This window comes from Virgibacillus oceani, from assembly GCF_014638995.1.
Lineage (GTDB): Bacteria > Bacillota > Bacilli > Bacillales > Amphibacillaceae > Virgibacillus_E > Virgibacillus_E oceani.
Window position 1 is genome coordinate 13,262 of sequence record NZ_BMFR01000019.1, and the last position, 20,654, is coordinate 33,915.

The 20,654-nt window shown below is 36.3% G+C and carries 21 protein-coding genes; 18 read left to right on the top strand and 3 right to left on the bottom strand.

Annotation, left to right across the window (positions count from 1 at the left end):
- The first annotated feature begins 2 nt into the window (after positions 1-2).
- The 3 genes from IEV74_RS16630 (at position 3) to IEV74_RS16640 (ending at position 2,570) form a co-directional block, all read left to right on the top strand.
- On the top strand, positions 3-440 hold the full coding sequence (locus tag IEV74_RS16630) for a PTS mannitol transporter subunit IIA (protein WP_188456494.1): 438 nt from the start codon (positions 3-5) through the stop codon (positions 438-440).
- Complete coding sequence (locus tag IEV74_RS16635) at positions 441-1,604, top strand: mannitol-1-phosphate 5-dehydrogenase (RefSeq protein ID WP_188456495.1); 1,164 nt, start codon at positions 441-443, stop codon at positions 1,602-1,604.
- A 114-nt stretch (positions 1,605-1,718) separates the two neighbouring features.
- The gene (locus IEV74_RS16640) at positions 1,719-2,570 is read left to right on the top strand and encodes a YtnP family quorum-quenching lactonase (RefSeq protein ID WP_188456496.1); all 852 of its coding nucleotides are present in this window, start codon (positions 1,719-1,721) and stop codon (positions 2,568-2,570) included.
- A gap of 163 nt (positions 2,571-2,733) precedes the next feature.
- Here the strand turns inward: IEV74_RS16640 and IEV74_RS16645 are convergent, their stop codons facing one another.
- Positions 2,734-3,048, bottom strand: a complete 315-nt coding sequence (locus tag IEV74_RS16645) for a PepSY domain-containing protein (RefSeq protein ID WP_188456497.1) — start codon at positions 3,046-3,048, stop codon at positions 2,734-2,736.
- A 173-nt stretch (positions 3,049-3,221) separates the two neighbouring features.
- On the opposite strand from IEV74_RS16645, the gene IEV74_RS16650 reads away from it, so the two are divergent.
- Positions 3,222-4,289 carry a M42 family metallopeptidase gene (locus IEV74_RS16650; protein ID WP_188456498.1) on the top strand — a complete coding sequence of 356 codons (1,068 nt, stop codon included), beginning with the start codon at positions 3,222-3,224 and terminating at the stop codon, positions 4,287-4,289.
- Positions 4,290-4,354: 65 nt separating this feature from the next.
- Positions 4,355-4,861 (top strand): DUF84 family protein, encoded by a 507-nt coding sequence (locus IEV74_RS16655; RefSeq protein ID WP_188456499.1) that lies wholly within the window; start codon positions 4,355-4,357, stop codon positions 4,859-4,861.
- Positions 4,862-5,033: 172 nt separating this feature from the next.
- Here the strand turns inward: IEV74_RS16655 and IEV74_RS16660 are convergent, their stop codons facing one another.
- Entirely contained in the window at positions 5,034-5,474 is a 441-nt protein-coding gene (locus tag IEV74_RS16660; protein ID WP_188456500.1) for a YtoQ family protein, read from the bottom strand.
- 165 nt (positions 5,475-5,639) lie between these two features.
- On the opposite strand from IEV74_RS16660, the gene IEV74_RS16665 reads away from it, so the two are divergent.
- From IEV74_RS16665 to IEV74_RS16705, 9 genes are all read left to right on the top strand, one after another.
- A complete protein-coding gene (locus IEV74_RS16665; RefSeq protein WP_188456501.1) occupies positions 5,640-6,170 on the top strand; it encodes a hypothetical protein in 531 nt (176 codons plus the stop codon).
- A 91-nt stretch (positions 6,171-6,261) separates the two neighbouring features.
- A complete protein-coding gene (locus tag IEV74_RS16670; protein ID WP_188456502.1) occupies positions 6,262-6,582 on the top strand; it encodes a thioredoxin family protein in 321 nt (106 codons plus the stop codon).
- 27 nt (positions 6,583-6,609) lie between these two features.
- Positions 6,610-7,416, top strand: a complete 807-nt coding sequence (locus IEV74_RS16675) for a DUF1444 domain-containing protein (protein WP_188456503.1) — start codon at positions 6,610-6,612, stop codon at positions 7,414-7,416.
- Between the two features lie 15 nt (positions 7,417-7,431).
- Positions 7,432-8,034 carry a YtpR family tRNA-binding protein gene (ytpR, locus tag IEV74_RS16680; RefSeq protein WP_188456504.1) on the top strand — a complete coding sequence of 201 codons (603 nt, stop codon included), beginning with the start codon at positions 7,432-7,434 and terminating at the stop codon, positions 8,032-8,034.
- A 149-nt stretch (positions 8,035-8,183) separates the two neighbouring features.
- Positions 8,184-10,466 (top strand): DNA translocase FtsK, encoded by a 2,283-nt coding sequence (locus IEV74_RS16685; RefSeq protein ID WP_188456505.1) that lies wholly within the window; start codon positions 8,184-8,186, stop codon positions 10,464-10,466.
- Between the two features lie 102 nt (positions 10,467-10,568).
- On the top strand, positions 10,569-11,684 hold the full coding sequence (locus IEV74_RS16690; protein WP_188456506.1) for a nicotinate phosphoribosyltransferase: 1,116 nt from the start codon (positions 10,569-10,571) through the stop codon (positions 11,682-11,684).
- A 142-nt stretch (positions 11,685-11,826) separates the two neighbouring features.
- On the top strand, positions 11,827-13,155 hold the full coding sequence (murC, locus tag IEV74_RS16695) for a UDP-N-acetylmuramate--L-alanine ligase (RefSeq protein WP_188456507.1): 1,329 nt from the start codon (positions 11,827-11,829) through the stop codon (positions 13,153-13,155).
- A 418-nt stretch (positions 13,156-13,573) separates the two neighbouring features.
- A complete protein-coding gene (locus IEV74_RS16700) occupies positions 13,574-13,978 on the top strand; it encodes a DUF948 domain-containing protein (protein WP_188456508.1) in 405 nt (134 codons plus the stop codon).
- 26 nt (positions 13,979-14,004) lie between these two features.
- Positions 14,005-14,418 (top strand): YtxH domain-containing protein, encoded by a 414-nt coding sequence (locus tag IEV74_RS16705; RefSeq protein WP_188456509.1) that lies wholly within the window; start codon positions 14,005-14,007, stop codon positions 14,416-14,418.
- Between the two features lie 47 nt (positions 14,419-14,465).
- Here IEV74_RS16705 and IEV74_RS16710 read toward each other — a convergent pair whose 3' ends face one another.
- On the bottom strand, positions 14,466-16,601 hold the full coding sequence (locus IEV74_RS16710) for a cell division protein FtsA (RefSeq protein WP_188456510.1): 2,136 nt from the start codon (positions 16,599-16,601) through the stop codon (positions 14,466-14,468).
- A 148-nt stretch (positions 16,602-16,749) separates the two neighbouring features.
- On the opposite strand from IEV74_RS16710, the gene IEV74_RS16715 reads away from it, so the two are divergent.
- From IEV74_RS16715 to motS, 4 genes are all read left to right on the top strand, one after another.
- Positions 16,750-17,826, top strand: coding sequence for a bifunctional 3-deoxy-7-phosphoheptulonate synthase/chorismate mutase (locus IEV74_RS16715; RefSeq protein ID WP_188456511.1), 1,077 nt, complete (start codon positions 16,750-16,752; stop codon positions 17,824-17,826).
- A gap of 108 nt (positions 17,827-17,934) precedes the next feature.
- Positions 17,935-18,936 carry a catabolite control protein A gene (gene ccpA / locus IEV74_RS16720; RefSeq protein WP_188456512.1) on the top strand — a complete coding sequence of 334 codons (1,002 nt, stop codon included), beginning with the start codon at positions 17,935-17,937 and terminating at the stop codon, positions 18,934-18,936.
- A 79-nt stretch (positions 18,937-19,015) separates the two neighbouring features.
- Entirely contained in the window at positions 19,016-19,840 is an 825-nt protein-coding gene (gene motP, locus IEV74_RS16725) for a flagellar motor protein MotP (protein ID WP_188456513.1), read from the top strand.
- Complete coding sequence (motS, locus tag IEV74_RS16730; RefSeq protein WP_188456514.1) at positions 19,830-20,612, top strand: flagellar motor protein MotS; 783 nt, start codon at positions 19,830-19,832, stop codon at positions 20,610-20,612. The genes motP and motS overlap by 11 nt, the downstream gene beginning before the upstream one ends.
- The last annotated feature ends 42 nt before the right edge of the window (positions 20,613-20,654 follow it).

A 20,654-nucleotide genomic window follows, 5' to 3' on the forward strand; every position in this document is an offset into this window, starting at 1 on the left:
TTATGGCAAAAGAAGTTTTAGCTAAAGAAAATATCCAACTAAATCTAACGTTAAACAATAAAGAAGAGGCAATTCGATATACGGGCAAGATTTTGGCTGACAACGGTTATGTAGAAGTATCCTACGTTGATAAAATGCTGGAAAGAGAAGAATTGACTTCTACATTTATGGGAAATCATGTTGCAATTCCCCATGGTACGGAGGATGCAAAAGGTCTTATAAAAGAAACAGGTTTGTCTGTTGTAACAGTGCCAAATGGTGTTGATTTTGGTGATGGAAATATTGTCAAAGTATTAATTGGTATCGCAGGTAAAGGGGACGAACATTTAGAGATTCTTTCAAAAATTGCAATTGTACTATCTGATGCAGATAATATCCAGAAAATCGTGGACACAGGGTCGAAAGAAGAAATCATACGTCTCTTTAATGAGGTGAATTAAATGTTAGCAGTACATTTTGGCGCAGGAAATATTGGGCGCGGCTTTATCGGTGCATTACTTTATCAGTCGGGTTATCATACCACATTTGTTGATGTAAACGATGCGGTTATTCAGGAGTTAAACAATAAACAGCAGTACACGGTAATTTTAGCGGCCGAGCAAAATGAATCATTAACAGTAAAAAATGTATCAGGAATAAACAGTGTTACTAGCCCGGAAAAAGTAATAGAGGCTATAATAAAAGCAGATATTGTAACAACCGCTGTGGGTCCAACCATTTTACCTGTAATCTCAAATCTGATTTCAAAAGGGTTACGTGAGCGAATTAATTCAACTAAAAGGCAACTTAATATAATAGCTTGTGAAAATATGGTTGGCGGCAGTTCCTTACTAAAGGAAAAGGTTTTTGAGCATTTAACGGAAGAAGAACAAGCAGCATGTAATGATCTTATCGGGTTCCCTAATGCTGCGGTTGACAGAATTGTTCCTAATCAGGTGAATAAGAAAGACTTATTGGAAGTTTCTGTTGAACCATATTTTGAGTGGGTCGTGGATGAACCAGCAATTAAAGGCGACGTTCCCTCTGTTGATGGAATAATGTATGTGAAGGATTTAACACCATATATTGAGCGTAAGTTATTTACTGTAAATACCGGCCATGCTGTACCTGCATATATAGGTCACTATATTGGTTATGATACTATTTATGAAGCGATGAATGACATTAACGTTCAAGAAATTATTAGAGGTGTCCTAGCTGAATCCGGTGAAGCATTAATTCAAACCTATCAATTTGACAGAAAGGAACATCAAGCTTATATAAATAATATTATACAACGCTTTAAAAACCCATATATTTCAGATGAAGTTACTAGAGTGGGAAGGGGTCCAATACGTAAGCTGGGTCCCAACGACAGGTTAATTCGTCCTGCATGTATTTATATAAACGTTACCGGTAAAACACCTTCCTATCTTGCTAAAACGATCGCTTCGGTATTACAATACACGAATAGTCACGATGAAGAAGCAATTAAGCTGCAGCAAATGATCAAGGAAATGGGATACAATAAAACACTGCAATCCGTATCTCAATTAGATTTGCAGCACCCATTAATATCAGCTGTTTTAGATGAGCTGGATGAAATAAAAGTTCTTAAAGGATAGTTCTAAATAAAACCTTCTACTGCACAGGAGGTTCTTTTTTTATGGATTCTGATAGCGTTTGCAGGAATATCATTGTTTCGCTACACTGGAAACAGAAGGAGAGGAGATTTTTAGATGGAAACACTACAAATTGGACGGGCTAAACTTACTTGGCTAAATGGCGGTGTCAACTTTCTGGATGGCGGTGCAATGTTTGGCGTCGTCCCGAAAGCATTATGGGGAAAGAAGTATCCAAACAATGAAAAAAATCAGATTGAATTACGCACGGATCCGATTTTGCTTCAACTTGATGGGAAAAACCTATTAATCGATTCTGGTATGGGGAATGATAAATTATCTGATAAACAATTGCGCAATTTTGGGGTAAAAGAACAATCGTCAATTGATCGTTCTCTTGCTGAATTAGGACTAACCCCGGATGATATTGATGCAATGCTTATGACACACTTACATTTTGATCATGCATGTGGATTGACAAAAAAGGTGGATAACACATTTGTATCTGTCTTCAAAAACGCCACAATTTATGCTTCAGCTGTAGAATGGAATGAAATGCGAAATCCTAATATCAGGTCTGTAAATACATATTGGGAAATGAACTGGAAACCTATTGAAAATCAAGTACAGCCATTTGAAAATGAAATTCAAATTGCTGAAGGGTTAAAAATGATCCATACAGGTGGACATAGTGATGGACATTGTATTCTGGTTTTTGAAGAGGGTGATGCGTGCTTTATTCATATGGCAGATATCATGCCAACCCACGCACATCAAAATAAATTATGGGCACTTGCCTATGATGATTATCCAGTGACATCTGTTCACCAAAAAGAAAAATGGATGGATTTTGGTTATCAGAGAAGAGCTTGGTACACGTTTTATCATGACGCTTATTATCGTGCGATTAAGTTTAATAGTGATGGTGAAAAGATAGATGAGGTTGAGCGCAAAAGAAATGAATATTGAAATGCTGTCCCCCTGGGGCAGCATTTTTTAATCGCTAATTTGAATGCTATGGATTACTAAACTACCGCATCTGCCGCGTCCAGTTCCAGCGCCAAAGCCGCAATAGACTGACCTATATTATTTCTAACAAAAAAACTGCCCTTATTAGAGCAGTTTTAAAAATCTATGTTGTTTGTACAGCGTCAATAACAGCACCGGTTTCAACGTCCACGTGAAATTCAAATTGCTTATTTTCACCATCTATGTTACGAGTTACACCGCCACGATATGCGTTAAACGTTAAGCCGTTTTTTTCTACTTCTTCCGGTTTCATATAAATCCATGAACCACTAATAGGTCCACGCTTTTTGAAAGCTTCTTTTGCTTGTTTTAATGCTTTTTCAGGAGTTATTTTTTGAAACTGATCAATCTGTTGTTTTGCCAAATACCCTACTGCAACACCAAGTCCAGCTGCAAGAACTGCTTTTTTCATACTCATTTTTTAATCACCTCTAGCTACAAATTTAAATTCGATTTTGTAAACTATCCTACATTTGTTAGTATACCGTAAATAAATATAAATAGAAAATAATAAACAGTAGATTTGTGGAAACATTAAGGCAGTTTCCGTTATACTTAATTTAGTACATATTTTAAGATGGGGGATTTATAATGAAACAGGATACGCTTGATTTATTTAAAACTCTAACAGAACTACAGGGCGCACCAGGAAATGAACATCTAGTTCGCGGCTTCATGAAAGGTGAATTAGAAAAATATGCTGATGAAATTATTCAAGATAATTTGGGTGGCGTTTTCGGAGTGAAAAGGGGAAATGGACCTAGAGTAATGGTTGCCGGGCATATGGATGAAGTTGGATTCATGGTTACGCAAATAACTGAAAATGGAATGATTCGTTTTCAAACACTTGGCGGATGGTGGAATCAAGTTTTGCTTGCCCAACGTGTACAAGTAATGACGGACGATGGTCCTGTTGTTGGTGTAATTGGTTCCATTCCACCACATAATCTGACACCTGAACAACGCAAAAAACCGATGGAAATGAAACATATGCTTATTGATATCGGGGCAGATGACCGTGAGGATGCATTAAAAATTGGTATTAAACCAGGTCAAGCGATTGTTCCAATTTGTCCGTTTACACCAATGGCAAATGATAAAAAAATACTAGCTAAAGCATGGGATAACCGTTATGGATGTGGACTATCTATTGAGTTATTGAAAGAATTGCAAAACGACACTGTGCCAAATCAGTTATTCTCTGGTGCAACAGTTCAGGAAGAAGTAGGGTTACGCGGTGCACAGGTTGCTGCTAATATGATAAAACCAGACATTTTTTATGCACTTGATGCATCACCTGCTAATGACATGTCAGGTGACAAAAAGGAATTTGGACAGCTTGGCAAGGGTGCTTTGCTAAGAATATTTGACCGTTCAATGATAACACATCGTGGAATGAGGGAATTCATTCTGGATACAGCTGAAACTAATAATATTCCTTATCAATATTTTATTTCCCAAGGAGGAACTGATGCAGGACGTGTACACTTGACGGATAATGGTGTACCTTCAGCCGTTGTTGGTATTTGTTCACGTTATATTCATACATCAGCTTCAATGATTCACATTGATGATTACCAGGCTGCAAAGGAATTGATAGTAAAACTTGTGAAAGCAACGGATGATAATACAGTGGATCAGATACGGAAATCAAGCTAAGTTTTTACTGGATATTTATGTAGCTTCACTAAAACCTTTTATAGATTTGATTGCGGGGTATCTGAATGGAAATAACAATCGGGTCAAATAATCCAACAAAAATTGCGGCAGTTCAAGCAATCTTTCCCAACGCATCTGTTATTAATAGAAATGTTCCATCAAATGTTTCTGAGCAGCCATTTTCCGATGAAGAAACGAGACAAGGTGCGATCAATCGGGCTATAGCATGTATCAGGGAAAACCCGAATTCAATTGGTATCGGTCTCGAGGGTGGTATAATGTACATTAGGGAACAACTGTATTTATGTAATTGGGGTGCGCTCGTCGATCAGGAGGAGAATGTTTATACAGCAAGCGGTGCAAGAATTCTTTTACCTTCTGGGTTTCAATCACAATTAACGGAAGGAATAGAGCTTGGAGATGTTATGGACGAGTATACACAAAAGAAAGAAGTGCGAAATAATGAAGGTGCTATTGGTATTTTTACGAACGACTTAGTTAATAGGAAAGAAATGTTTGTGCATGTAGTGAAACTATTAAGAGGACAGTGGGAGTTTTATAATAAAAATTAAAGTATACGAGCTGCGGGACCAAAGAGCATCCAAACTGAAGCGAAATCACCACAAGTATTTACATCGCAGTTTACGGACAATTAGCTACAGGGATCACGAATACCCAAAAAGAGAAATCCGAACTAATACAAGAATTCATAGTTCGGATTTCTCTTTGACTAAAATACTTTTATCATTCATAAATATATGCTAGTACCTCTAATGCTTGGTCAATCGTTTCAACTGTAACATTCGCTTTATTGGATAACTCCTTTAATGGATGAATTAAAGATGATGGCCGAACTAAAATTGTCGGTTTATTCATCGTGATAGCGGTACTTGCATCCATAGCGGTATTCCATTGCTTATATTTTTCGCCGAATAAGGCAATTACGACATCAGATTTCTGCAATAATACCTGGGTTCTGAAATTATTTATGCTGGAAGCCGCGTCATCTTTATATTGACTTCCCGGTTGTTTACCTAGTACATCCTCACCAATATGATCAGAACGTTCGTGATTTGTTTGTGGTGAAACAAATGTTAATGGCAGATTTTTCTCTTCAGCCATTTTTTTAACTTCCTCACGCCAATTATCATGTATCTGTCCTGCAAGATATACGGTTAAATTCATATTAAATCTCCTCCATTACTGTCCAATTTCTTTATTTCTATTTTATCGACTTTTCAAAAGAATGCAATGTTTCTGCAATACTTCCAAAAATCTGTACTTGATATATCTTGAATTCGTAGTATTATAATAGAGGGTAAAAAGAACTATATCACAGGAGGAAATATTGTGAGAAATAAATTACGTATTATACCAGTTGTGTTCCTATTACTGATTATAGTATTAAGTGGATGTAGTATGAAGTCTGAAGAAGAGGCTTTAACAGATGCAAAGCAAAACGCCCTGGAGGCATTTAACAATAAAGAGAAAATAGAAACAAACCACGAATTAAATAGTTTTGAGCTATATTTACCAGAAAATCTAGAGGTGAAAGAAGAATCCAAAAGCAATGTAATATTAGAGGATGGGGATCAGACATATATCGTTTTCTATAACAATTTAGAAAAACCAACAAGTCAGTTAAGCTACGAATCAGCCAAGAAAGAAGAAGCATTGCTCATGGAGTCATTTAAAGATAATAATAAGTTCGGCTATATCCGTATCTTGTCAGACAAAGGAGATGGGTACGAGATGCAGGTTGGAATTGGCGGAGTAAAAATAACTACCTATACATCCAAAGGCAAAATGGACAATGATGCTCGGGCCCTGATGGAAATTTCAAGATCTATCGCGGCAACTAGTGAGGTTGCGCAAAAATAATAATACAGCTATCCTCTATAATCAAGAGGATGGCTTTTTTGTTTGTATCCTAGAGGAAACAAAGATACTATTGTAATGGAGGCTGATAAAAATGAGAATAATAAACACAATAGATGAATTGAATAGTTGGAAAGCGAAAGGGAAAGTTATCACATTATTTACTGCGGATTGGTGCCCGGATTGCAGAGTTATTGAACCTGTTATGCCTGAAATAGAAAATTCATATCCCGATATTACGTTTATTATGATAGATAGAGATCGTTTTATCGAGGTATGCCAGGAGTATGAGGTGTTTGGTATACCTAGCTTTATTGCTTTTAATGATGGGAAGGAAATAGGACGATTCGTCAGTAAAGACCGTAAAACGAAAGAGGAAATAACTGAGTTCATTGAAGGGCTCCCCAATCAATAGATTTAAGAAAGTAAGGAGAGCGAAAATATGAAAATGACCAGCTTGAAAATGAAAAAAATATTAGAAGAAAAACTAGCAAACCCTAATTATCATATCACTTATAACAGGGATAAAGATACGTTGCGTTTTGAATGGAAGGATACAAAACAGGGGATGTCTGTAACGCTTCCAAATGTAGTTGCAAAATATAACCAGCGCGGTGATGATGCGATAGATGAATTGGTTGACCATGTTTCAGAAGCATTAAGAATTATGAATGAAGATCACAAGCTAACTGGAATGGAAAAACAAATATACCCAGTCATACGGGCAACTTCTTTTGCAACCAAAACGAAGGCAGGTACTAAATTAGTTTGTAAGGATCATACTGCGGAGACAAGGGTTTACTATGCATTGGATCTAGGTAAATCCTATCGGTTAATAGATGAACCCATGCTTGATAATGAGGGGTGGACAAAAGAAAGAATAGATGAAATCGCAACATTCAACATCCGTTCACTTTCCAATGACTACAAAAAAGATACCGTAGCAGACAATGACTTTTATTTTGTTGCACACCAGGATGGATATGATGCAAGCCGGATACTAAATGAGGCATTTTTAGAGGAAATGAAGGCAAATAGTAAGGGGGAGTTAGCGGTTGCGGTTCCTCACCAGGATGTATTGATTTTTGCTGACATACAAAACAAAACAGGGTATGATATATTAGCACAAATGACGATGAAATTTTTTGCTGAGGGCAGAATTCCAATAACCTCATTGTCATTTATTTACGACAACAAAACACTTGAGCTTGTATTTATAATGGCCAAAAACCGACCTGAAAAGCGGTAGGAAAGGATGGACACAATGGACGTATTTTACAACCCAATCGGTATTGGCGATGTATTAATTATTCCTTTAACAGATGGAAATCGGTATGAAATAAATGAGGAAAAGTATGGAAATATCACGAAAATTACAAATCAACATGGTGAAATACTGGGGTACAATATTTTTCATGCATCCGATTATTTAACATTACCAGCTACTGGAAAGATTAGGTTAACAGAAGGATTATTATCTGAAATAAAACTGCTTTTTGAAAACAACACGTTAAATGATCCAATTGACTTTGATTTAAGTGCAAAATTTGTTGTTGGTTATGTAACAAATAAAACAGCTCATGAAAATGCCGATAAATTAAGTGTATGTCAAGTTGACACTGGTGAAGAAACGCTTCAAATAGTATGTGGGGCACCAAATGTCGGTGAAGGTCAAAAAGTTGTAGTTGCCAAGGTTGGGGCGGTTATGCCTAGTGGACTTAAAATTAAACCGACACAATTACGGGGGGTATCTTCGAATGGTATGATATGTTCACAAAAAGAACTAGGTTTACTAAACGCTCCGAAAGAGAAGGGCATTTACGTGCTGGATGACAGTTATACAGTTGGAGAATCGTTTGACTTTTAAATAAAAACAACCTACGTCTTTTGGACAAAGGTTGTTTTTCATTTTAAAAAATATTGCTGCTTATTATCTGTTTGCACTCTACAAACATCGAGAAAAACTGATAGAATAAAGAAGAATTATTTTTTTAGCAAAGAAATGAGTGAAAACAAATGTGGGACCAATGGAAAAAGAAAATTAGGGATTTGTTTTTTGAAGAAATACATGAGGAGAATGAACAACAAGAAACAATTAGAAATGATAAAAAAGAACAAAGTATACATACAAAAGTGACCTATCAATATCCTAACAAAAATTCATTTCGGTTTCCTGTTATACCAGATCAAAAGAGTGAGAAGCAGACAATGGAGAAACCGGCCTTTGAACGGAAAAATGGAAATAGACAGCACCATAATACTCGTAGAACAATGGTTGAAAAAAGAAGTTCAAATAGAAATCAGACAGACGAGAAAAAAAGTGACAGCAAAGTACAGCACCAAAAATCGGAAAATAAAAATGAAAATAAACCTTTTCGGCCGACACAAGTAGCTTCACCGATTTACGGGTTTAATCCTAGAAAAAAAGAAAAAGAACTGGATGAGGTACCAGCATTTGTCCGTAAACAAAATACGGAAAAGAAGGAACTCCAGGAAGAGGTTTATAATCAAATTAAACAAGAAGCTACAATAAATAAAGTGGAGCAGATTGAAAAACAAACAACCAATCATGTAGATTCAGAACAGAAAAATACCGAATTTAACCAAAAAAATGGAGGTCAAAGAGCAGATCGTGAATTTGACTCGATTGAATCTTTTGTGGAATCGAATAAACAATCGTCTACCCATAATGAACGAAAAAATAATGAACATAGTAATAAAAGGGAAGAAAAAAATAAAAATAGGGAAGATAGGCAGTCACTTTCAAAACAATCTAATGCTAAAAAAAAGGAATCTGTTTTACCTTTTAATGTTATGATGTCAGCAAATGATAAACGCCGGTATAAAGAGAAAATACGAAAGCACGTTGCGCCAGTTCAGACTGAAACAAATAGTGTTATTCCTTTCCATTTATTAAACGATCCTGCACCTGAAAATAATCAGGACAAATTGTGGATAACTAATCAGCAGGAATTGTTAGAAAAAACGTTAAAGTATTTTAATGTAAGGGCCAAAGTAGTTAATGCTACCCAAGGTCCAGCGGTAACGAGATTTGAAGTGCAACCCGAATTAGGGGTCAAAGTAAGCAAAGTTAAAAATTTAAGTGATGATTTAAAACTGAATATGGCTGCAAAGGATATTCGAATTGAAGCTCCAATTCCAGGAAAGAACACGATAGGGATTGAAATTCCAAACCCTAAATCGCAAATGGTTGGATTACAAGAGATATTTGCAGCAGAATCCTTTAAAAATAGCAGTTCACCTTTAACGATTGGATTAGGACTGAATATTGAAGGGTCACCCCTCGTTACAAATATACAAAAAATGCCTCATGGACTTATAGCCGGTGCAACTGGATCTGGGAAAAGTGTTTGCATCAATACAATTTTGGTTAGTCTGCTTTATAAAGCTAACCATGATGAGGTTAAGTTTTTATTGATAGATCCCAAAATGGTGGAATTGGCTCCATATAATTCGATACCACATTTAGTTTCACCTGTAATAACAGATGTAAAAGCCGCAACAATTGCCTTGAAATGGGCAGTCGGGGAAATGGAGGAACGGTATGAGAAATTTGTGCATGAGGGTGTCCGTGATATTGAACGATATAATCAGAAGATGAAAAAGCAAAACCGTATTGATGAACAATTGCCGTTCCTTGTAATAGTAATCGATGAATTGGCTGATCTAATGATGGTTTCCCCTCAAGATGTTGAGGATGCTATTTGCCGTATTGCACAGAAAGCCAGGGCATGCGGAATTCATTTGCTTGTAGCAACACAGCGGCCATCTGTAGACGTCATTACTGGTTTGATTAAATCGAATATTCCAACCCGGATTGCATTTAGTGTCTCATCACAAGTAGATTCAAGAACGATTATTGATACAAGCGGTGCTGAAAAGTTATTAGGAAAAGGTGACATGCTGTTTGTAGAAAATGGTGCTGGAAAGAGTATAAGGCTGCAGGGTGCTTTTGTTTCTGACGAGGAAATTGAAAGAGTTACAAAGTATGCCAGATCAATTGCGCCACCTAATTATTTATTTGAACAGGAACAATTATTAGAGCAAATTGCAGTTGAAGACGATGCTGATGAACTCATTGAGAATGCTATTGAATTTGTTGTCGAGCATAACAGTGCAAGCACATCGTTATTGCAGCGACACTTTAAAATCGGTTATAATCGCGCTGCCCGTTTAATGGATTCAATGGAAGCAAAGGGAATAATTGCACCGCAGAATGGCAGTAAACCAAGAGAGGTATTAATTTCACCATCACAGATAGAAAGCATGCAGGAGTAAAGAAAGAGGTCTTCCCACTTGTAGAGTTTTGATTGTTTTATTATGATAGGATATAAAGTGAAGGTACTGGTTACACAATTACCGCTAAGGAGAAGCAAAACTATGAAAGAAATCGAGCAGAAATTAAATGGGAAGATAAAACGATTAACAAATAAAACATTTAAGTTTGATGAGCGAATTGGGGAAGGATGGTTCTCAGCAGTATATTTTTTAAAAACAAAGGAAATGGCTGAACAGAAGCTTCCGCATAATTATGTCACGATGCAATTTTTTCAAAAAGAAAATGCAGTTCTATGCGGAACAGATGAGGCAATTGCATTATTACATACGTTTGCAGAACATCCAGATAAGCTTGAGATAAATTCGTTAAAGGATGGAGATAAAATAAGTCCATATGAAACGGTGTTAACTATTTCTGGTCCATATCAGCATTTTGGATTCTTAGAGGGTATCATTGATGGAATATTGGCACGAAGAACATCAGTAGCAACAAATGTATATAATGTCGTAAAAGCAGCCAGATCTTCTGGAAAGCAAAAGCCGGTTATTTTTATGGGGGATCGTGATGACCATTTCACTCAACAGGCTGGTGATGGATATGCAGCTTTCATCGGCGGGTCTACTGCACAGGCAACACACGCTATGAATGAGTGGTGGGGCAAAGAGGGTATGGGGACAATGCCACACGCAATGATTCAAATGTTTCGTGGAGATGTTGTTGCTGCATCACGTGCTTACCATGAAATGTTTCCAGAGGATGAACTTGTTGCACTTGTTGATTATAATAATGATGTCATTACTGATTCGTTAAAAGTAGCTAGAGCGTTTGGTAAGGAATTAAAAGGTGTTCGGATAGATACATCACGGACACTGGTTGATAAATACTTTTTACGGAATCACCATTTAATGGGTACATTTGATCCGCGGGGGGTAAATCCTGAATTAGTTTTTGCCTTAAGAAAAGCACTTAATGATGATGGCTATTCACATGTGAAAATAGTTGTTACAGGTGGATTTACGGAGCAGCGCATTGAGGATTTTGAAAAATTAGGTGTGCCTGTAGATATGTATGGGGTTGGCAGAAGTTTACTGAAACTTAATATTGGATTTACGGGAGACAATGTTTTGCTGAACGGCACTCCTGAAGCTAAAGAAGGGCGACGCTATCGTCCTAACCCTCGCCTGGAACCAGTTGAATATTATAAACAAGAACGTTAATAAATCTGAAATGTATCTTTGCTACAAGAGCCTAAAACATATTATTTCACTCTTAAGCAAGATTTGCTATAATTATGTAATAGCTAATTTTAATGTTAAATGGCTCAATCCTTTTTACACGTATACTTGGAGGTTCTTTTTTATGACAACTTACCATTTTATTGGTATAAAAGGGACTGGAATGAGTGCATTAGCACATATTCTTCATGATTCCGGTGAAAAAGTGCAAGGCTCTGATGTCGACAAACGCTTTTTTACGCAGGAGGGATTAGAAGATAAAAACATTCCAATATTCCCTTTTTCAGAAAACAACATCAAAGATGAATACACGATTATTGCAGGTAATGCTTTTTCGGATGAACATATTGAAATTAAGGAAGCAAAAAGAAAAGGTAATACTTTTTATCGATATCATGAATTTCTAGGTGAATGGTTAAAACAATTTACCAGTATTGCTGTGACAGGTGCCCATGGAAAAACATCAACTACAGGTTTATTAGCGCACGTTCTTAACGAAACGTATCCTATCTCATATTTAATAGGTGACGGAACAGGAAAAGGGCATGTTGATAGTAAATATTTTGTGTTTGAGGCGTGTGAATATCGCCGGCACTTTTTACGCTATGAACCAAACTATGCGATTATGACGAATATTGATTTTGATCATCCAGATTATTTTACAAGTATTGATGATGTATTTGATGCATTTCAATCAATGGCAGATCGAGTTAAAAAGGGAATTATCGCATGTGGTGATGATGAACAATTACAACAAATACAAGCAAAAGTTCCTGTTGTTTATTATGGATTTGCTGATACAAATGACTTTCAGGCACAAAATGTAAATGAAACAGCAAATGGTACTGAATTTGATGTATTTGTACGTAATACCTATTATGATACTTTTATTATTCCAACGTATGGAAACCACAATGTTCTCAATGCCTTATCTGTTATAGCTATCTGTCATTATGAAGGCATGAGAGCGGAAGACATTAAAAAGATAAGTACATTCAAAGGAGTTAAACGCCGTTTTACGGAGAAAAATATTGGTGATCAAATAATAATTGATGATTATGCACACCATCCTAAGGAAATTACAGCAACAATTGATTCAGCAAGGAAAAAATACCCAAACAAATCTATAGTAGCTATTTTTCAGCCGCATACGTATACAAGAACCAAGACTTTTTTACAGGAGTTTGCTGATAGCTTAAGCTTGGCCGATCACGTATACTTATGTGACATATTTGGTTCAGCGAGAGAAGAGAGTGGTAAACTGACAATAAGCGATCTTCAAAAGCTGATAGATGATAGTTCCATCTTGGAATTGTCACATACAGACAGCTTACTTGGTTATAGAGATAGTGTGCTAATATTTATGGGTGCAGGTGACATTCAAAAGTTCCAGCAGGCCTATGAAGAACAAATTGATGCATTGAACAATGATAATGAATTAAAAAATGCGTGATACATTATGAGGGATTAAAAAGTGACTGGGATCAAAGTCATAGAGAAATCCGAACTATGAATTCTTCAATTAGAATTTGTATTAGTTCGGATTTTCTTTTTGGGTATTTGTAATCCTTCCTTCTTAATCAAATGTTTTCAGCATATCTTAGCCCTTATTTAGCGGTTTTATTTTTGTGAATTTCATCACTCGTTACTATTGTATTAACTGTTCTGTTCAGGAACAATAATTTATTAAAAAAACCATTTTAATCAAAATTTAAAGGATTTACGTACATATTTGTCGAAATGGTTATGATAAACCTATAAAGAAACTATTTTCCCGAGTTTTAGTGATTGGAAAAAGGGTATTACTGTTAAGTAAGGAAGTTATAGGTTAAAATAACAATATAGAATATCAAAGGAGCTGAACATTTACCATGGAGATCTTGTTATATAGTGCCGCATTAATCGCAGCAGTAGCTTTTGCGATATTGGTAGTATATTTGGCAATGACCCTGAAGGCAAGTACACGTACGCTTAATAACGTAGCAAATACACTTGAGGGTCTGGAAAAACAAATGCAGGGCATTACAACAGAAACAACAGCACTACTTAATAAAACGAATAAGTTAGCTGAAGACATCAATGATAAGTCTTCTAAGCTGAATGGGCTTTTTGATGGAGTAAAGGGAATAGGTGAAACAGTTAAGGAGTTTAACCAGTCGTTAAATCAAGTTGCAACAAGCATTTCCAAAGCTGCATCTCAAAATCAGGACAAGGCTTCCCAAGCAGTTAAGTGGGGGTCAGCTGTGGTTGACCTGTGGAAAAAGAAAAAGAATTAATCATTTTATTTTGAGGAGGAATTGGAATGGGAAATCAACAAGATCAGAATATTAACAGTAAAGATTTTATAATTGGTACGTTAATTGGAGGAATTGTTGGGGCATCCGTTGCATTGCTGTATGCACCAAAAGCCGGAAAAGAATTACGTGGAGATATTAATCAGGGCGCTTCTCAATTTAAAGATCGTGCAAATGAATGGAAGGATACTGCTTTTGAAAAAGGGTCTGACTGGAAGGAAAGAGCATATGTTAAAGGATCAGATATTAAAAGCAAAGCATTAGACTCTGCAAAATCTGTTTCGCAAAAAACGCAGGATCTAACAAAAACTGTACAAACAAAATTACAAGAAAAGAGAACCAAAGAGGATGAAGCACTTGAAGCTGCTGAAGAAGTTGCAGAGGCAATTGAAGAGGCAGCGGATGAGGTGGAGAAAAAATAAACTGGAAAATGCGTAATAAAGGCTGGGGATGAAATCCCCAGCCTTTATTATGGAGTTTCCCAATTAATCTCCAAGCTGTCACCGTGCTGAATCGGTTCATAGAATGTAGCAGGTTGCTTATTTTTATATAAATGAAATTTCCCATTAGCATTTGCAAGGTCCAAATCAATATATCGAAATACATCTTGAAATATAAATGAATCTTGCTTCTTTTCCCTTACTTCTATTCGATCATTCGGTTGAATGATGGTATCCGGCTTTATTTCGGTTTGATTTCTGATGATGTTGATACGCTGCTGTTTAATGGTCACTGGCTTTTGATTAAACGCGACGGTGATGGAATCCCAATATGTTTGATTACTTTTATCTAATAAATCCTGTGCAGATAGTTTTGCTGCATTAGATATAGTCAAGTGATCCCCATGTTTTAGAGGATGACTTAAACTTGCTTCTTTATTATTTAAGTTTATAGATGTTTCACCGTTATCTATTTTCATTTCTTTATTATTTACATAAACAATATATGGTTTCATTGTATGTAGTTTTTCAGAACTTACCAATGTCAGGAAATCCTGAATCGTTTTCGGTTGTCTTATAACAATAGAGTCATTATCTTTAATGACATAATCTTTTTCTTTTTGAACATCGTTAACATAAATTAATGGCTTTACTGAAACAGGCTTACTATTGAAATTAATAGTAAATGATGGAGTTTCGCCGATTAGCTGGTCAATTGTAATAGATGGATCTTCACCATCTGTTCCTTTCTCAATTGAAATCACATCGCCATTGTGAATTTCGCTATCAACACTTGCTTTTCTATTGTTTAAGGTGATTTTAGGTGCTTTGCCATATCCACCTGGTAAAGTTATTTCTTTGTCATTTACTGTTATAATTGCTGCTATGCCTGGTTTTCCATATAATTTATTTGCTTCTATTTTAGCTTGAACGAAACAATCCCCAACGGTTAATTGCTTCATTTCAAACATTCTAATTACTTTTTCGTTTACTTTTACACTTACATACTGAACAGGATTCTGTTTTGCTGAAATAGCAATCCCAATTGGTGTTACGTATTCTGGGCCATTTGGCAAATTATCGGTTATTGTTAGATTTTGGATAGCTTCTATACCTCTTATAGCAACCCGGTTTTCTGGCAATTGCAATTTTCTGGCAGTCATTTTTGTAAGCTCAGGAGTCAGACTCCCGCCTCCCACAAGCATTACGGCTTTTGGAGGTTTGGAATTTAAGGCTATAATTTCTTCAGCTATTGCGTCTGCAAGTTTTTCAATGGAGATGGAAATATCATGAACCAGTGTTTCATACGATATTGCATTTTCAAATCCTAGTATATCTTGAACTGTTGCAGCTTTAGTTTCTACGATTGTGCGTTTCGTCTGTTCAGCTTCTGGAAAGTCCAATAGGTATTGTTCACTGATTGCCTCCGTAATTTCATCCCCAGCAATTGGGACCATGCCATATGCGACAATTGTACCTTTATCTGTAATAGCAATATCACTTGTACCAGCACCAATATCGACTAATGCAACATTAAGCCTTCGCATTGATTCCGGAATTAATACATGGATTGCTGCGATAGGTTCTAGTGTTAGTGCCTCCATTTCGAGATTAGCCCGACTAAGTGCTGCTAGCAGTGATTCCACGACTACCTTTGGCAAAAAGGTTGCTATTATTTCAGCAGTTGCCTTCTCGCCGCTTTGATCAATAAGCGAACCAATTAATTCTCCATCAAGCTTATAGTGTAAAACGGAGTAGCCGACACAATAGTAATTTGAATAATCATTTTTTTGCTCTTCCGAAGCTAATTCTAACTGGGCCGTTTGGACAGCACTTAATTCTAAATGCTTGATTGAGTCGTTTTCCATAATTGGCTGTTGTTTCAAATCAATACTTGCTTCCGCCTGAATTGTTTTTAATGCCCGTCCTGCTGCAGCTACACATACTGATTTAAGTTCACCATATGTATTTTCCAATACGGCTTTTACCTCTTGAATTACTTCAGCAACTGCTACAACATTATGTATTTGTCCATCAACCATGGACCTTGCTTTATGTTCCTGAGTATAATAGTCGACAATTGAAAATCTATCATTCTGTTTTTCCAGTATAATTCCTGTTACAGATCTTGTGCCGATATCTAATGCAAATACACGTTCTTCCATAATAAAAAGTTCCTTTCAAGAAAGAATATACTTATTATTATAAACTTTTTAATGACAAAGGAAAAATTTTTAGCTATAATGGTCTCTAATTATAAAAAAATGCAGCTACTTTTTCTATAATAATTAATTGGATTTGGGGGCGGAAAAAATGAGTGATATGGAACAATTACGTAAAGAATTAGATGATGTGAATTTAGAACTGCTAGAATTAATTAATCGTCGCGCTAAGCTCGTACAAGGAATCGGACAGATTAAGAATAAACAAAGTATTAAACGATTTGATCCTGTTCGTGAACGCGATATGCTTAATCAAATTGCAGCGCATAATGATGGTCCTTTTGAGAATTCAACAGTTGAACACATTTTTAAGGAAATTTTTAAAGCAAGTTTGGAATTGCAAGAGGATGACCATCGAAAAGCATTGCTCGTTTCAAGAAAGAAGAAGCCGAATGATACTATTATTGATATTAAAGGTGAAAAAGTTGGTGATGGTACAACAAGTTATGTTATGGGACCATGTGCGGTTGAAAGTTATGAACAGGTTGCCCAGGTAGCTCAGGCAGTGAAAGAACGGGGAATTAAATTACTGCGAGGTGGAGCATTTAAACCTAGAACATCACCATATGACTTTCAAGGACTTGGTCTAGAGGGATTACAAATATTAAAACGTGTAGCTGATGAATACGATTTAGCTGTTATCAGTGAAATTGTAAATCCAGCCCATATAGAACAGGCAATTGATTATGTAGATGTTATTCAAATAGGTGCAAGAAACATGCAGAACTTTGAATTGTTAAAAGCCGCTGGGGACGTTAATAAACCTGTATTATTAAAACGGGGATTATCCGCAACGATTTCGGAATTTATCAATGCAGCTGAATATATTATATCCCGCGGTAATGGGAACATTATTTTATGTGAACGCGGGATCAGAACTTATGAAAAAGCGACACGAAATACGCTTGATATCTCAGCAGTACCAATTTTAAAACAAGAAACACATTTACCGGTAATGGTTGATGTTACACACTCAACTGGGAGAAGAGATTTATTATTGCCTACTGCAAAAGCAGCACTTGCAATTGGTGCAGACGGGGTAATGGCAGAAGTGCATCCGGATCCAGCAGTAGCACTTTCAGACTCTGCACAACAAATGGATATTCCATCATTCAATTCGTTTATGGATGAATTATCTAAATACGCTGCAATTGCTTCCCATTCATAAATATAAAGGCTGATCAACAATTGATCAGCCTTTATATTTTGTTAATGCATGTTTTGTGGTAAAGTATGTAATATAAAATAGTGCGTTGTACACTGGAGGTTATGCAAAATGAATGTAACAATATATGATGTTGCAAGAGAAGCAAATGTATCAATGGCAACTGTATCAAGGGTTGTCAATGGAAATCCAAACGTTAAACCAGTAACACGAAAAAAGGTTTTGGCTACAATCGAACGGTTGGGATATAGACCGAATGCTGTAGCCAGAGGGTTGGCAAGTAAGAAGACGACAACAGTAGGTGCAATAATCCCGGATATTTCGAGTATCTTTTTTGCCGAATTAGCTAGAGGTATTGAGGATATTGCAACAATGTACAAATACAATATTATTTTAAGTAATTCGGATCAAAATAAAGATAAAGAATTGCAGCTAATTAACACCATGCTGGAAAAGCAAGTTGATGGTATTTTATTTATGGGGGGAAACATCTCCGAGGAGCATGTACAACAATTTAAAAGTGCTTCCGTCCCTGTTGTGTTAGCTGCAACGTACGATGAATCAGAAACAATTCCATCAGTAAATATCGATTATGAAGAAGCGGCATATGAAGCAACAAAATTTTTACTAGATCAAGGTAATACACACCCAGCATTTGTATCGGGCCAGGATGATACACTCATTAACCAGCAAAAGTATGAAGGTTATCTAAGAGCAATGAAAGAGGCTTCTGTATCATTAAATGAGGCGTACATTATTAAAGGTGATTATTCATACGATTCAGGGTTGGAAGCAGTAGAACAGCTTTTAAATTTATATGAAAAACCAACAGCTGTATTTGTTGCTTCTGATGAAATGGCTTTAGGGGTTATACACGGTGCGCAGGATAAAGGATATTCAGTTCCTGATGATATTGAAGTGTTCGGATTTGATAATACAAGGCTTGCAACAATGGTGCGTCCAACTTTATCTACAATTGTACAGCCTATGTATGATATTGGTGCTGTTGCAATGCGATTATTGACAAAATATATGAATAAGGAAGAGGTCACTGAAAAAAAGGTCGTATTGCCGCATCGAATCATAGAAAGGAACTCAACAAAACTAAAATAGTGTCGATATAAAGAATAAATTAAACTGCAAAGTAATGATGATTGATTTATTTATTCAACTCAGTTTGGGGAGAGAGAGTATGAGAAGAAGAGATATATTAACTCCAATCGGCATTACGTTAGGTTTCATCATGATTATGCTCGCGATTTTAACAAATGGTGGGAGTCAAGGGGTAACTTCCTTTCTCGATGTTTCTTCCATCTTCATTGTAATTGGTGGACTTATTGCCTCATTGATGATCAATTTTAAAATGGAACAAATGAAATTGGCATTTAAAGTAATGAAAGAGGCATTTCATAAAAATGACCAGGGGCTTCCGAATCTTATTCAGTTATTTGTTAAATTATCGGAGCGCGCAAGGCGAGAAGGAATCTTGGCATTAGAAAATGAATTAGACGAAGTAGATGATGAATTTATAAAAAAAGGTATTTTGCTTGCGGTAGATGGAATAGAGCCTGAAGTAATTAATGATATTATGAATGCTGAAATTACCGCGATGGAGGATCGTCATTACAAGGGACGAGCAATCATCGAAAAAGCTGGCGAATATGCACCAGCATGGGGAATGATTGGAACTCTGGTAGGGTTAGTACTAATGTTAAACAACCTGCAGGATCCAACAACGTTAGGTCCGTCTATGGCAGTGGCATTACTTACCACACTTTATGGAACAGTTCTTGCTAATTTGGTATTTATACCTATGGCAAATAAGCTGGAAAGTAAAACAGAAGAAGAAATATTTTTGAAACAAATTATTATTGAAGGCGTGATTGGTGTTCAATCTGGTCAAAATCCAAGAATTCTCGAGGAAAAACTAAGCGCTTTTCTTTCCGGTGAAACGAAGCAAAAGGAAGAAACCTATGAAGAAACTTCCTTTGCAGGAGAGAGTGTAAATGAGGCGTAGACCAATTAAAGGAAAAAAGGATAAAGGTGCCCCGAAATGGATGGTTACCTATTCAGATATGGTAACATTAATTCTAGTGTTTTTTATTTTATTATTTTCTATGTCACAAATCGATTTAGTCAAATTTGAGGCAATTTCTGACTCATTTCGCAATCGAATGATTTTTGACTTTTATCCTTCACCAGTACCTATGGATAATCCAACTGAAAATACGAGTATAGAAGAAAGTGGCAGAAATTCTAATGAATTTGAAACTCCATCCCAATTAAAAAACATAAATGATCGCGATGATACTATTGATGGGAAAGATTCATTAAATGAATTGATGCATGATGTTGAAAAATACTTAGATGAAAATAAATTGAATAACGTTATTTCAGCAAGCAGGAACGAGCGGGGAGTCGTTTTAGTATTACAGGAGCTTATCCTGTTCGATCCGGGAGAAGCAAATATACTTGAAAAAGGAGAACCATTTTTGAATAAAATTGGTTCATTGCTATCAAAAATACCGAACAAAGTAAAGGTAGAAGGGCACACCGACAGCAAACCGATGAAAAGCTTCAGATACCCATCTAACTGGGAATTATCAGGTGCAAGAGCAAGCAGTGTGGTAAGATACTTAGTAAATAAAAATGGTTTTGATGAGTCAAGATTTACAATTGTTGGCTATAGTGACACAAAGCCACTGGTTCCAAATGACAGTCCGGAAAATATGAGTAAAAATAGACGAGTGGAAATTGTTATATTAGAAAAAGACAATGAAGCGAATTAGTTGCCGTAATAGGTGTGAAGGGGGACTCTTGAACCTGAGGCC

Excerpts from the sequence above, each read along its gene's own strand:
- IEV74_RS16635 (WP_188456495.1), top strand. The coding sequence starts at position 441 with ATGTTAGCAGTACATTTTGGCGCAGGAAATATTGGGCGCGGCTTTATC.
- IEV74_RS16700 (WP_188456508.1), top strand. The coding sequence starts at position 13,574 with ATGGAGATCTTGTTATATAGTGCCGCATTAATCGCAGCAGTAGCTTTT.
- IEV74_RS16645 (WP_188456497.1), bottom strand. The coding sequence starts at position 3,048 with ATGAGTATGAAAAAAGCAGTTCTTGCAGCTGGACTTGGTGTTGCAGTA.
- IEV74_RS16670 (WP_188456502.1), top strand. The coding sequence starts at position 6,262 with ATGAGAATAATAAACACAATAGATGAATTGAATAGTTGGAAAGCGAAA.
- motS (WP_188456514.1), top strand. The coding sequence starts at position 19,830 with ATGAGGCGTAGACCAATTAAAGGAAAAAAGGATAAAGGTGCCCCGAAA.
- IEV74_RS16640 (WP_188456496.1), top strand. The coding sequence starts at position 1,719 with ATGGAAACACTACAAATTGGACGGGCTAAACTTACTTGGCTAAATGGC.
- IEV74_RS16630 (WP_188456494.1), top strand. The coding sequence starts at position 3 with ATGGCAAAAGAAGTTTTAGCTAAAGAAAATATCCAACTAAATCTAACG.
- IEV74_RS16685 (WP_188456505.1), top strand. The coding sequence starts at position 8,184 with ATGTGGGACCAATGGAAAAAGAAAATTAGGGATTTGTTTTTTGAAGAA.
- IEV74_RS16690 (WP_188456506.1), top strand. The coding sequence starts at position 10,569 with ATGAAAGAAATCGAGCAGAAATTAAATGGGAAGATAAAACGATTAACA.
- IEV74_RS16710 (WP_188456510.1), bottom strand. The coding sequence starts at position 16,601 with ATGGAAGAACGTGTATTTGCATTAGATATCGGCACAAGATCTGTAACA.
- IEV74_RS16655 (WP_188456499.1), top strand. The coding sequence starts at position 4,355 with ATGGAAATAACAATCGGGTCAAATAATCCAACAAAAATTGCGGCAGTT.
- IEV74_RS16660 (WP_188456500.1), bottom strand. The coding sequence starts at position 5,474 with ATGAATTTAACCGTATATCTTGCAGGACAGATACATGATAATTGGCGT.
- IEV74_RS16705 (WP_188456509.1), top strand. The coding sequence starts at position 14,005 with ATGGGAAATCAACAAGATCAGAATATTAACAGTAAAGATTTTATAATT.
- IEV74_RS16650 (WP_188456498.1), top strand. The coding sequence starts at position 3,222 with ATGAAACAGGATACGCTTGATTTATTTAAAACTCTAACAGAACTACAG.
- motP (WP_188456513.1), top strand. The coding sequence starts at position 19,016 with ATGAGAAGAAGAGATATATTAACTCCAATCGGCATTACGTTAGGTTTC.
- IEV74_RS16715 (WP_188456511.1), top strand. The coding sequence starts at position 16,750 with ATGAGTGATATGGAACAATTACGTAAAGAATTAGATGATGTGAATTTA.
- IEV74_RS16675 (WP_188456503.1), top strand. The coding sequence starts at position 6,610 with ATGAAAATGACCAGCTTGAAAATGAAAAAAATATTAGAAGAAAAACTA.
- ytpR (WP_188456504.1), top strand. The coding sequence starts at position 7,432 with ATGGACGTATTTTACAACCCAATCGGTATTGGCGATGTATTAATTATT.
- ccpA (WP_188456512.1), top strand. The coding sequence starts at position 17,935 with ATGAATGTAACAATATATGATGTTGCAAGAGAAGCAAATGTATCAATG.
- murC (WP_188456507.1), top strand. The coding sequence starts at position 11,827 with ATGACAACTTACCATTTTATTGGTATAAAAGGGACTGGAATGAGTGCA.